Consider the following 12,564-nt stretch of genomic DNA (forward strand, 5'->3'; position numbering starts at 1 on the left):
CTACACCTTTGCTTTAGGGGGAGGAGCTGTATCACAGAGACAACCTCAGCCGAGACGATACGCTACCAGAGAGTTGGGAAAATGGTCGTATCTACTTTGATCACAAATCTCTAACATAGTCGCACGCCAATGCACATCAAACGGACTCAGTTTCGCGTCACCAGGCTTTCCCTCAAGCACTGATGCCCCTGCAAATTACAGTTAGGTTTCGCAAAACACCAAGTATGGCCGGCAGAAAGGACCGAGCACAGCCTCATCCTTAACCGAGATACTGCCTTTTCAACTCAGCTGACCCCGGTAGGCCCCGTTCGTGGGGCGGCACGAGAAAGTCGGGCCGATTGTATCTGACAACTATGAAAGATAGTACAACCTGGATAGCGAGAATAGAAACAAATCCAATTGCCCCAAGAATCAAAATTGCCCACAACGCCCATTGGGGAGGTTCTATATCGCCGATATCCAGAATTGCCACAATAGCTATAGCTATAAAAAATGGGGTGCCCCCTAGAGCGCTCGGAAAGTAGGCTCTATGCAAACAATCCCGAAACCAGGGAGCTCGATAACCTTTCCATTTCTTCCGAATCCGCTCTTTAGGCCATTCTTCTCCCCGCATAACCATGATCGCAATATACCAATTTCCAATAAAGGCTCCTATCAGAAGTAGCAAACTGAGTACGAACATTTTTCTCCCATGAGTGGATGCTATATCTAGAGGCTTATGCAAAACGGTTTGTTGTTTGTTTAAGGAAGTGGAGTGCTTTGGTGGCTTGGAGTGTGTGGTTCCAGGTGTGGAGTGGGCGGCGGTAGTTGGTGTGGGGGGGGATGCGTCAGGTTTTTAGTTGGGCGGTGGCACGTTCAACGGGGGCGCGGAGTTTATTGATCTGGGAGTTCACCTGTTGTTGTGCGGTGGTGAGTGGCTGGTTTCGATGGTTCTTGTACGGGGTTAGGCATGGTGTTGCTTGGTAGCCGTTGTCTCCGATGGCAGTGTGTGAATTTTCCAGAGTTGAGGAGACGTCGGGCCTGGTCGAGGCGGTTTTGTCGTGGGTAGCTCCGGGGTAGGAATCGCAGATATACACTGTTTGGCCTTCGAGTGTGGAGATGACAGTCAGGGTGTGACCGGTGCGGTGGTGTTTGCCGTTGTACATTTCTTTCTTTCCTCGCCATGACCAGGTCGGACACAGGGTCCCGTCGATAAGAACGACGGTGCCGTGTGCGGTTGATCGGGCTTCTTCCTTGAGCCTTATGCATAAGCCTCTATGCTGCTCCCTTTCTATACCATGCAACAAAGAGGAAACACACGATAACAAAATACACAGACAACAGGGCGACATTTGTCCAAACAATCTTGTTCGCATCAATCAGCGAAATCCTGAGCTCTTGCACTAGGGAAAGAAAGCCCGCGATCCATAGGCCCGTTCTAAAACCTAGCTTAGAGATTTTTTTGGGGCAGGACCTCATACTTCGCAAAAAGAGCTACCAGCGGCGTAAATATAGCTACATAGAGTATCCAGAGGTAAGTTTCCGGACCATATGACTTATATATCGCCAGAACGAAGGGCAACGGTAGGGACAGCACAATGGCAGTCACAAGCGTAATTGCTGCCATCTTTTGATGCTGCTTGCGTTCGGAATCTTCAGACACTCTGCTTCCTAATCTACTGCCTGAGAAGTGACTGATGATTTTCCGGGATTATTGGGGCTAACATGATTCGCTTTGTACTTAGCTAGACTCTTCCCAAGGACAACACCAAGAGTCGATATAGCAAAAGAATTCAGAAGAACGTAGCCACATTCACTAGTACCAGGATTCTGCGAGCAAGTCTTTACGGAGTTCACCATGGCCCCGCCAGCCACCCCAATTCCACATACCACTATGCCGGGAGAAAAACAGGAAACGGTGACAATCGACGTATTCAGCGCACCCAGTATTCCTTAGCTGGCCTCAGGCTTTCGATATGCCGATTTCATGTGTATGACTATGCCGTCATGCCTGCATATCGGTTTAAGTCGCATCGTTTTCGCAGCAGTGGCTGCCTATACACGGATTGGGATCGAAGGCGTACAGGCAGCCACTCGTATCGACTAGTTAGACAGTTGTGCGGTTGTCGCTGGCTTGCACCAGCTGACGGCGCTGGGCAGCGTTAGCAACAGAATCAGCGTCGCGGCGACCGCGAGGTCAACTATCGAGAACAGGTCCTGTAGGAAGATCACCTGGGCGGCAGCGGACGCAGCCGCGATGGCGTAGAGGACCAACAACCCAATACGGCCTGCCTTGACGCCCTGGTTGAGCTTCACGACGAACACCCCCACGAGGATGATGATCGCCGTGTGAAACAGCATCATGAGGCCGAACAGCAGCGACAGTTGGCCGCCGCTTCCCAGCTGCGAGTCGGAGTCGAGGAAAACGATCCAGCCCAAGCAGGCAAAGATGCTGTTGATGACGATAAAGATCCAGGTGATGACGACGACCGCCGTCACCGTTCCCGGTCGTTTACGCGGCGCGGCGAGCGGCGGGGGACGCTTAAGAGCTGGCGGCTGTGGATTAACGCCGGGCTGGTTTTGGGCAGGGGTGGGTTCGGAATTGGGCACAGTGATCTCCAGGGTCGGCACTCAAGGCGCTATTAGGGGTATGGACACGTTGCCGCGGGCAGCAGACAACGTGTCAGATCATAGCGTCTCACATTTGAGTGGTTCATGTGGACTGTCATGTCCTAAATGGAGAATGGTCCATTTGTGCACGGACGCTTCGCTATTGGAGCCCTTGACCCAATTAGGTGTTTTTTCGGAATGGCTATCTCATGACTGTTCAGTCCACTTGTGCTCAGGCTTTGGTGCCGCCGCTATAGAGCTTTGAGAACTTTGGGTTCCACCTGATAGAAGATCCAGCGCCCATAGAAGAGCAGGATGATCGCCAATCCAACGGTGCCGCCGAGTTGCCACAGTTCCGGTGCCAGCTGGGGAATCCAGGCCGCCCGATACATTCCGAACAGCCCCACCATGGGGTTCGAAAGATAGATGTAGACCGCCCACTGGTGTGGCTCCAAAGTGTCAACTACCCGCGCGATGGGGTAGATGATCGGCGAGGAGTAGAACAGCAGCCGAGTGAAGAGAGAAAGGAATCGCTTGACGTCACGATAGAGAACGTTCAGCGCGGCAACGATGAAAACCAGTCCAGTCAACATGACCGCTTGGGTGACCATGGCAGGAAGTAGCCACATGAGATTCCATCCAAACGTGCCGCCGAAAAGCACCGCTACCCCGACCAAGATAGGGAAACCCAGCACGAAGTCCGCGTAGCGGGCCAGCACTTTGCCAACGGGAAATATCTCGCGTGGCACATTCATGACCGTGATGAGGCGGCTTTGCCCCGTCAGCGCGTTGGCCCCTTCGCTGACGGACTGTTGAAACCATTGCCACGCAAAGATTCCCGAGACGATATACAGCGCATATTCGACCTCGCCGAGGCCGAGGTCGCGTTTGAAGACCACGCCGAAGATGAACCAGAAAATCAGCGCCAAGCCCAACGGTTCGGCCAGCGACCAAAAGTAGCCCATCGCCGTGGACTGGTACTTGATCGCCAAGTCTCGTCGAATCAAAACGCTCAGCGGCTGGCGGTAACGAAAAAGCGCCGCCATGCCGGTGGTCTTGGGAAAGACACGGGCCGCGACCGGGGTCGTCATGAGTGAGGGCACTCCAGGGGTCTCTTGCGGACATAAGGTCCTCTTCAGGTTGACACACCAAAGATTAGTGCCCCACCCTGAAGAGGACCTGAAAGCACATCCAGTTAGGACAGCGCCGGTTTGATCGTTCCGGAGACCTCGCCCAGTTCAATGACGGAGCCATCGGGGCCGGGAGCGGTTGCCTTAAGGACGACGGTGTCGCCGTCTTCAAGGAACGTGCGCGTCGAGCCGTCGTCCAACTTGACGGGCTCCTTACCAGCCCACGAAAGCTCAAGGAACGATCCACGCTGCTCCTTCTCGGGCCCGGAGACCGTCCCCGAAGCGTAAAAGTCGCCACTGCGCACGCTGGCACCGTTGACGGTCAGGTGCGCCAGCTGCTGGGCTGGTGTCCAATACATGCTGGCAAACGGCGGGTTGGCCACCGTAGTGCCGTTCCACTCCACCGAGATCGACAGGTCGTAGGCGTAGCGGTTCGCCTCGGCCAGGTACGGCTGCACCTGCGGGTCTTGGGTCGGCGCGGGAACCTGGGCGGCGGACAGCGCGGCCAGTGGCGTCACCCAGGAGCCAATGGAGGTGGCGAAGGACTTGCCGAGGAACGGGCCGAGCGGCTGGTACTCCCAAGCCTGAATGTCGCGGGCCGACCAGTCGTTGACTAGGACGGTTCCAAACACGACATCGGCAAAGTCGTCAACGCTGACGCGCTGGCCACGTTGGGAGGGCACGCCGACGACGAAGCCCACTTCGGCCTCGATGTCGAGCCGGACGCTAGCGCCAAAAATAATGTCCCCGTCGGGGGTGCGGCGTTGCCCGGTGGGGCGCACAATGTCGCTACCTGAGGGAATCAAGGTGCCAGAGCGCCCGTGGTAGCCGATCGGGATGTGCTTCCAGTTGGGCATCAACGCGTCGCCGTCGGGCCGGAACATGCGGCCGACGTTGGTGGCGTGGTGTTCCGAAGAGTAGAAGTCGACATAGTCGGCCGGGTCAAACGGCATGTGAAGGCTCACGTCACCGACGGGTGTGAGCAGCGGCGACACATCGGTTTGGAAGGTCGCATCAGTGAGGATCTCCTGGAGGCGAGAGCGGGTGGCATCCCAGGCGCTGCGACCAAGCGACATGAAGGCGTTGAGGGTTTCGGTCGACAGCGCGGCGGCCACTGCGGTGTCAACGAGGCCGTTGGCGGCTAGTTTGCGCAGGTCGAGCACGTGGTCCCCGATGCGCACGCCCAGGCGCACGGAGGTGTCGTCGGTGGTGGAGAAGGCTCCGTATGGGAGGTGGTGTACTCCGAAACCGCCCTCGGCGGCATCTACCCAAGTCACGTCTTTTGTACTCCTATGGTGTGGGCCCCCGGTTCAGGGCTTGACTAGCGACAGTTCAGTGAGGTCTTCGAGAGGTTCCAGCACGCTGCATGATCCGAAGCCGACCCATAGGGGGCGGTCCTGGTTAAGGTGGGGGCGGATCGCGGCGGCGAGTTTGTCGGGTGTGGAGGTGTGGAGGATGTCGGCCACGTCGGGGATGTCGGCTCCGTCGATGGCGGCGTAGACGCCAGCGAGCACGTTGGCGAAGCCGTGGTGGGCCGCTCCGGTGGCGGGGTCGATGTGGCGTATTGCGTGGTGGAGCCCGGCGGTGAGTTTGAAGTTTAGGCCTAGCTGGGCGCAGCTTATGATGACCCGGGCGAGGACGTCGGGGGTCGGGAGTAGGTCGGCGGGGATACCGCCAGTGCGAAATTTCGGGCTGATGTTGGTTTCAGCCAGGATTTCTAGGTGTTTGGTGAGGTCGTCGACGGGGCTGATTTCGGCGTAGGCGGGAACTCCCCAGTTCTTCGCGGCACCAATGAGCTGGTGGAGCGCGGCTGTGTCGGCGGCGCGGGTTTCAACTTGGGCGACTTCGATGTGGTCGGGCAGGGAGTCTAGGGCCCCGGCCACGCCGTCGATGCCGGTGTCACCGATGAGGCCGATGCGCAGGCGTTCGTTGCTCTTCCACAACTCCAGCAGGCGCGGCAGCTTCGTTGCGGGCAGCAGCAGCGGCCCGACCAGCGGCTCGTACCAGCTGGCTCGGTAGTCGCGGTGGTTGTTGAGGGCATCCTCCAGTTCGGCGTTGCCCGGTGGGAACACGGCCGCGTCGTCAATGAAGCCGAGGAGGGCGGGAGGGATCTGGTTTTCGTCGTGAACAGCCACGGTTCCGACGATACAGGATTCACTCGGGCACTAAAAGGGTCCAATACTATTCAGAATGTATAGGGGTTTCTAGGTTGACTAGACGCTTTCGCACCGATGGGCGCTCTGGGCGACTCAACCGTGCGGTTGTCTCCTGCCATCTAGAGGGCTTTGAGGACCTTCGGCTCGACCCGGTGGAAGATCCAACGTCCGAAGAACAGCAGGACCACCGAGAACGTCACCGTTGAGGTGATTTGCCACCACGACGGGGTCAGTTCGGGTATCCAAGCGGCGCGGTGCATAAGGAATAGCCCCACCATGGGGTTGGCCAGATAGGCGTAGAGGACCCAGGTGTGCTCTTGCAGGGCTTCGGTGACGCGGCTGATCGGGTAGATGATCGGCGAGGAGTAGAACAGCAGCCGGGTGAAGAGGGTGAGGAAGCGTTGCACGTCGCGGTAGAGCACGTTGATCGCCGAGACGATGAACGCCATACCGGTGAGCATGATGGCTTGGGTGATCAGGGCGGGAATCAGCCACAGCATGTTCCAGCCGAACGTACCGCCGAAGAGGATGGCGACGCCGACGAGGATGGGGAAACCCATCGCGTAGTCGGCGAATCGGGCGAACACCTTGCCCACGGGGAAGATTTCACGCGGGACTTTCATGACGGTGATGAGGCGACTTTGCCCGGTGAGGGACTTAGAGCCTTCGTTGACCGCCGATGAGAACCATTGCCAGGCGAAAATTCCCGAGACGATGTAGATCGGGTAGCCCACGCCCGGAGGCAAGTCTCCTTCGCGGCCGAAGACGACCCCAAAGATGAACCAGAAGATCAGGGCCAGGCCCAGCGGCTCGATCATCGACCAGAAGTAGCCCATGGTGGTGGACTGGTATTTGACCGCCAAATCGCGACGCACCAGCACGCTCAATGGCTGGCGGTAGCGAAACAGCGCCATGATTCCCGTGGTTTTGGGGAAGATGCGTTTCGCTTCTGGCGCGGGAGATGGAGAAGTCATCGGTATGGCACTCCGGGGTCGGTCGGCCGGCGGTTCGAGTATTGATAATAGGAGGTCACGGCGCGGCCCCATGCGGCGCACGCGCCCCTTCGAAGCGGTGTCACAGGGCGCGCGACCGGGCGATTTCGCTCTAGTTCGCGCTTGTTACCCAATGTTTCAGGCCAGTTCGCCTTCGATGTCGGCCAGCAGGCCGGTGATGGTGTCGCGTTCGAGCGATTTATGTTCCAAGATGGTGTAGCGGCCCGGCCGGGTCATGGGCGCGTGGAGTACCACATCGGTGAACTGTTCGCTGGTGAGCCCGATGTCGGAAGGCAGACGTGGCAGACCGAATCGGCCTAGGCCATCGGCCAGTTCGCTAAAAAGATTGGCGTCGCCGCGCAGGTAGGTGCAAAAGAGCGCCCCCAATGCGCCTTGTTCGCCGTGGAGGGCACATCCCGGATGCAGGGTTTCCAGGGCGTGGGCGATCTCGTGGCAGCCCCCAGAACAAGGGCGGGACGACCCGGCGATGGCCATGGCCAAGCCACCTTGAATCAGACCGTTGGCCAAGGTGGCCAGGAAGTCTTCGGGGTTGTGCTGAGGGTTGCCCGAGAGAGCGTCGGCTCCGAGCGGATGCCGCAGGACCGCTTCAGCTCCGGTGCGGGCCAAGGAAAGCGCGAGTCCGTCGAGCGCTTCACCTTTGACGGCGGCCGCAAGCTGCCAGTCGGCGGTGGCCGAAAGGTTGGACAGGGCGTCTCCAGCTCCTGCCCGCAACTGGGCGATGGGTGCGGTGCGCACGAGGTCTAGGTCAACCAGAACGGCCAGCGGTATGTGCACACCGTAGGAGACCGAGTGGCCTTCTCTCTCCAGGGAAGCCGTCGGGGAAGCGATGCCGTCGTGGGCGAGACTGGTCGCCACAGCGACCATGGGTAGGCCCAACTGGGTGGCGGCGTATTTAGCGGTGTCGATGAGACGTCCGCCGCCGATACCGACCAGAGCGTCTACCCCGCGGCCGACTTGATCGGATTCGCGCAGCTTCACCGACAGCATGCTCGCCGCCTCGATGGAGCCAGGGACGATATGGAGAATGACGGCGTCGGGAAAGGTCGTGCGCAGCTGCTCATCCAGGCGTTTGCCCAGTCCGGGGCCAAGGACGATGGCGACCCGGCCGCCGGAGGAGATGCGCGTGTCGACGAGGAGGTCCGGGAGGGTTTGCAACGCTCCGGCGCTCACCTCCACGGCGATGGGCGCGAGGATGGTGCGGGCTAGGAGCGGCATGCCAGCTGCCGGGCCTTCGCCAGGTCGGCGTGGTCGTCGACTTCGACCCAGTCCACGGCCCCGATGGGGGCGGGGAGCAGGAGCCCGTCGGCAGCCAGGAGCTGATAGGCGTCTTCGTAGTAGAGGTCCGGCTGGTTCCGCCAGATCTCGGCCAGCGCTGTGGTGACGGCAGCGGAGGTGTCGGCGTTAATGCGGCTGATGCCGATGAATTCGCCGTAGCTTCCGTCGATGGGCATTTCTTTGGTGATGCGGTTGACGGAGCCGTCGTCGGCCAGGCGCACCTTCATGGCTTCGTCGGTGAGGTCTTTGACGTTGTCGATAGCCAGGTTGATGCCGTGCTGGCTGGTGTCGAGGATGACGCGCTCGACCGAGGAGGGGTGGAGGGTGTCGCCGTTGACGATGAGGGCGCCGTCGGCGAAGTATTCGCGGGCGCACCACAGCGAGTAGGCGTTGTTCCAGTCCGGGCGGTCGTTGGCGACGAGGGTCGGGTTGACGCCGTAGCGGGACTTGAGGATGGGTGCGTGGGCTTCGAGTGCTTCGGCGGCGTGGCCGGTGACGAGCGCGATGTCGGTGATGCCGACTTCGGCGAGGTTGGCGACGATGGTGTCCAAGAGGGTGTCATCGTCGGACACGCTCAGGAGGGTTTTGGGCAGGTTGTCGGTGTCGGGCCGCAGCCGCACTCCTTGCCCGGCAGCGAGAATTACGCCTTGCATGTGTCCCTTTCGGCGGATGTGAATGCGACCTTGCCATCCTACCTGTGGGGCGGGGCGTGTCGAGGGTGCCTGATGGGCGTCACATTGGGGCTGCGGTGGTTTGGCTCAATATCTAACCGAATCTGAAAGCCTCTGCCTAGATGGTCCCATTGGCGGAGATTTTGGGTCAGTGGATGAGACGGCCGCAGTTCTTTTGGCGACGGTTATTGCCCACCGCAATAGCAGACTGATAGGGGCCGTCGAACCGCTTCGTGGATTCGCCTTCCGGCCCCGACCCGGCGCGGCCGGACCTGAGAACCTCCTACGCGAAGATGTCGTGAACGCTTTCCGCCTTTAGGACGTTTTCGGCCCACCTCGTTAGCTGATCTTCATCGGTACACTCAGCAATCAATTGCCGTTGCGCTTCGGTGAGATCGAACCCGCGCGCCTTGATCAGCGATAGCAGGAGAGAGGCCGCACCTTCTGCCTTGCCCTTCTCAATTCCCTTCTCAACGCCTTGTGCGAGGAAAACATCGGCCGAGTCGCCGAGCAACTCCCGGTGGTAGTCGAATTTCTCAGTTCTCATCAGCGCCTCCATCGTCATACGGACCGCCTTGGGAAAGATGGTGAGAGCACATTTAGCGTACTCGATTGCCTGTTCACGCGGTAGATCTCCAAGTTCTCGGTCAAAGGTGTTGGCAATGTGTTCGGCGTGCGGGCCCTCTCCATGGACGAGTCCGGACAGGAACGTCAGAAGCAGACTGTCGTCCCCTTCTAGGCGCTCCGTCACAATGGGAATCTCATCGGGGCCGAGCACCAGCGGCACAAAGGTCGTGCCCGGGTGGCCGGGGCCCGTCACGGTTCGTGCCCAACCAGCCGTGGCCCGGTCGGGACAGAAGACGATGATGAAGGTCGGCCGGTTGGTGCGCTTCCACATCTGGGCCAGATACGTGAACCAGGTAGGAGGCCGATCGGGTTTCCGCTTACGCTGCACTTCAATAATGAGCGTGCAGGAGATTTCTCCCTCGCTGTCATAGCAGACTTCAACGTTATCGCAGGTGAGTTCGGGCGGGTTGGTATTGGTCAGCGCCTCTGAGCCCGATCGCACGGTGACGTACTCGGGTAGCTCCAGATCAAAGAGGCGCTTGGCAAGTGCCGGGGCGCTGGCCGGATGGTCCCGGAGCAATCTCAGCGGCACTTCGTGTTCGTAGGTGACCATGGAGTCAACGTTATGGCGAGACGCCGATATTCAACTGCGGACATGCCCGGGGTTAGATCTCGTGTTAAGTCGTATTCCCGACATTTCTGCATATGCATATCGGCTCGACACGTTTCCTCCGAGGCGGAAAGCGCACCCCGATTGCTCGCGTTAGGTCACCTTAGTTGAGCGTCGAGAAGCCACCGATGCACAAGCGAGGCGGAGCTCGAAAAAGGACGTAGACAGAGGGGGAGGCCCTAGCGTTAACGATGGGAGCCAGGGCCTCCAACTGGGAAGGGACGGCGAGCTCCTCCGCGCGTGACACTCCCCCGATTGGGTGAGGCAGTCTGGAATTGCGTGCCGCAACCGATATAACGAGCCGACAATTCCCAAGTTACGGGTATGCCCCTTATCGGCACCTTATGCGGTTTTAGAGTTTCTATCACGTATTTTGGGCCCGATGGGGCCATTCCACAAACATCAACGCCGCCCGCTGGCAACTCCCCACTCCCCCACGCCCGACCCCATGCGCCAAGAAGCCCGGCGCACCAAAGGTGCGCCGGGCTTCCACACGCTAAAACCAGCCGGGCGGGCTCTCAGCTAGCCCCGCTTCGAATCAGCAACCCAGCGCGAGCGACCCTAAGCCCGCTCGCGCCCTGGCCGCCGCTGCTCGAACCACGGCTGACACGAGGCCTATCGTTCGTGGACACGCCACATTTAGCGCATCCATACCGAATCCCTAGTTCATGGCCTTCGCCAAATTGACATTTAGCGCATCCATGAACTCATCAGTGGTCAGCCACGGGGCATCCGCGCCGACCAGCAGGGCGAGGTCCTTCGTCATCTGACCGCCCTCGACAGTGTCGATGATGACCTGCTCCAGCTTCTGCGCGAACTCCGTCACCTCAGGGGTGTTGTCGAGCTTGCCACGGTGGGCCAGCCCACGGGTCCAGGCGAAGATCGAGGCGATCGGGTTCGTAGAGGTCTTCTTGCCCTCTTGCCACTGGCGGTAGTGACGGGTCACGGTCCCGTGCGCGGCCTCAGCCTCGACGGTCTTTCCGTCGGGGGTCATCAGCACAGAGGTCATGAGGCCCAGCGAGCCGAAGCCCTGCGCCACAGTGTCCGACTGCACGTCGCCGTCATAGTTCTTGCAGGCCCAGACGTATCCGCCTTCCCACTTCAACGCCGCCGCGACCATGTCGTCGATGAGGCGGTGCTCGTAGGTGAGGCCCTTGGCGTCGAAGTCAGCCTTGAACTCGGCGTCGAAGATCTCCTGGAAGATGTCCTTGAACATGCCGTCGTAGGCTTTCAAGATGGTGTTCTTGGTCGACATGTAGACCGGGTAGTTGCGCGCTAGGCCGTAGCGGAACGACGCACGGGCGAAGTCTTCGATCGACTTGCGGTAGTTGTACATGCTCATCGCGACGCCGCCGCCCTCTGGATAGCGAGCGACCTCGAACTCCATCGGCTCGGAGCCGTCGTCGGGCTGGAAGGTCACGGTCAGGGTTCCGGGCTTGTCGACCTTGAAGTCCGTTGCCTTGTACTGGTCACCGTGGGCGTGACGGCCGATAATGATCGGCTGGGTCCAGCCGGGCACCAGGCGCGGCACGTTGCTCATGATGATCGGCTCACGGAAGACCACGCCGCCGAGGATGTTACGGATGGTCCCGTTGGGCGAGCGCCACATCTTCTTGAGGCCGAATTCCTCCACGCGCGCTTCGTCGGGGGTGATGGTGGCACACTTGACGCCGACGTTGTGCTCTTTAATGGCATTGGCGGCATCGACGGTGACCTGGTCATCGGTCGCGTCGCGGTTTTCCACCGAGAGGTCAAAGTACTTCAGATCCACGTCAAGGTAGGGGTGGATGAGCTCATCTTTGATCTTTTTCCAGATGATGCGGGTCATTTCGTCGCCGTCAAGCTCGACGACCGGGTTGACTACCTTGATTTTCTTCGCCATGCGCCTTACCTCTCTCCTCTTACTGAGTCTGTGTTGCGAGTCTGTGCTGGCTGGACTCTTCGTTGTTGTGGCCGTGAGTATGGCTCAGCGCCCGACTGTGAAGGCGGCCGCGGGCTGGGCCGAGCCGTAGATGTCAAGACTGTCAAGCGGGTGGCCCTCGCCGGAGTCTCGGCGAGCTGTTCTGGTTGTGCGCACTGCCCTCGTTCGTGCCAGGCAGGCGTTCGGCGATCTCCCGATGGTGCGGGGACCGCGCTCCCAGACAATTAACAGTACGAGCGTACTGCACGGCGCGTTGCGGCACTAATTCCCAGCCCTAGCTTATGACGATGCCAACTCTCCGGCTCAGCGGTGCGATGCCGCCGTATGGCGGCCGGGCGCGCAAGCTGATGTCGTTCTCCACGCCGCGTCATCGGTGGCCTATTGAGCACTCTTCGTGTTTTTTATCCACTTTTGCATGAGGTGACCCATCCGGCACCTCCGGGTTATCTCTCTGGACATTCTCGGGTTACTAGGCGGTACGAGCTGGGATAACATTCAGCTAGCGATAATTAGTCAAGAAAGATAACGATTTGGCTGCGAGGCTAGCGTGGGACGCATCACGCCGGTACGTT

The 12,564-nt window shown here is 59.6% G+C and carries 11 protein-coding genes; all 11 read right to left on the bottom strand.

Annotated features, from left to right (window positions below; genetic code table 11):
* Nucleotides 1-827: 827 nt before the first annotated feature.
* The 11 genes from JQS30_RS17895 to JQS30_RS15215 all read right to left on the bottom strand — a co-directional run bounded on the left by JQS30_RS17895 (nt 828) and on the right by JQS30_RS15215 (nt 11,953).
* Nucleotides 828-1,355 (bottom strand): transposase family protein, encoded by a 528-nt coding sequence (locus JQS30_RS17895; RefSeq protein WP_425498827.1) that lies wholly within the window; start codon nt 1,353-1,355, stop codon nt 828-830.
* 74 nt (nt 1,356-1,429) lie between these two features.
* A complete protein-coding gene (locus JQS30_RS15170) occupies nt 1,430-1,642 on the bottom strand; it encodes a hypothetical protein (RefSeq protein WP_213171078.1) in 213 nt (70 codons plus the stop codon).
* Nucleotides 1,643-2,082: 440 nt separating this feature from the next.
* Complete coding sequence (locus JQS30_RS15175) at nt 2,083-2,589, bottom strand: hypothetical protein (protein ID WP_213171079.1); 507 nt, start codon at nt 2,587-2,589, stop codon at nt 2,083-2,085.
* Nucleotides 2,590-2,840: 251 nt separating this feature from the next.
* Nucleotides 2,841-3,680 carry an ABC transporter permease gene (locus tag JQS30_RS15180; protein ID WP_213171080.1) on the bottom strand — a complete coding sequence of 280 codons (840 nt, stop codon included), beginning with the start codon at nt 3,678-3,680 and terminating at the stop codon, nt 2,841-2,843.
* 104 nt (nt 3,681-3,784) lie between these two features.
* Nucleotides 3,785-4,996, bottom strand: a complete 1,212-nt coding sequence (gene fahA / locus JQS30_RS15185) for a fumarylacetoacetase (RefSeq protein ID WP_213171081.1) — start codon at nt 4,994-4,996, stop codon at nt 3,785-3,787.
* Nucleotides 4,997-5,029: 33 nt separating this feature from the next.
* On the bottom strand, nt 5,030-5,854 hold the full coding sequence (locus tag JQS30_RS15190) for a hypothetical protein (protein ID WP_213171082.1): 825 nt from the start codon (nt 5,852-5,854) through the stop codon (nt 5,030-5,032).
* A 140-nt stretch (nt 5,855-5,994) separates the two neighbouring features.
* The gene (locus tag JQS30_RS15195; protein WP_213171083.1) at nt 5,995-6,849 is read right to left on the bottom strand and encodes an ABC transporter permease; all 855 of its coding nucleotides are present in this window, start codon (nt 6,847-6,849) and stop codon (nt 5,995-5,997) included.
* 156 nt (nt 6,850-7,005) lie between these two features.
* Entirely contained in the window at nt 7,006-8,103 is a 1,098-nt protein-coding gene (locus JQS30_RS15200) for an iron-containing alcohol dehydrogenase family protein (RefSeq protein WP_213171084.1), read from the bottom strand.
* Nucleotides 8,091-8,816 carry a phosphocholine cytidylyltransferase family protein gene (locus JQS30_RS15205; RefSeq protein ID WP_213171085.1) on the bottom strand — a complete coding sequence of 242 codons (726 nt, stop codon included), beginning with the start codon at nt 8,814-8,816 and terminating at the stop codon, nt 8,091-8,093. The genes JQS30_RS15200 and JQS30_RS15205 overlap by 13 nt, the downstream gene beginning before the upstream one ends.
* A 301-nt stretch (nt 8,817-9,117) precedes the next feature.
* A complete protein-coding gene (locus tag JQS30_RS15210; RefSeq protein WP_213171086.1) occupies nt 9,118-10,014 on the bottom strand; it encodes a hypothetical protein in 897 nt (298 codons plus the stop codon).
* A gap of 718 nt (nt 10,015-10,732) precedes the next feature.
* Nucleotides 10,733-11,953 carry an NADP-dependent isocitrate dehydrogenase gene (locus JQS30_RS15215; RefSeq protein ID WP_213171087.1) on the bottom strand — a complete coding sequence of 407 codons (1,221 nt, stop codon included), beginning with the start codon at nt 11,951-11,953 and terminating at the stop codon, nt 10,733-10,735.
* Between the last annotated feature and the right edge of the window lie 611 nt (nt 11,954-12,564).

Source organism: Natronoglycomyces albus (assembly GCF_016925535.1).
GTDB lineage: Bacteria > Actinomycetota > Actinomycetes > Mycobacteriales > Micromonosporaceae > Natronoglycomyces > Natronoglycomyces albus.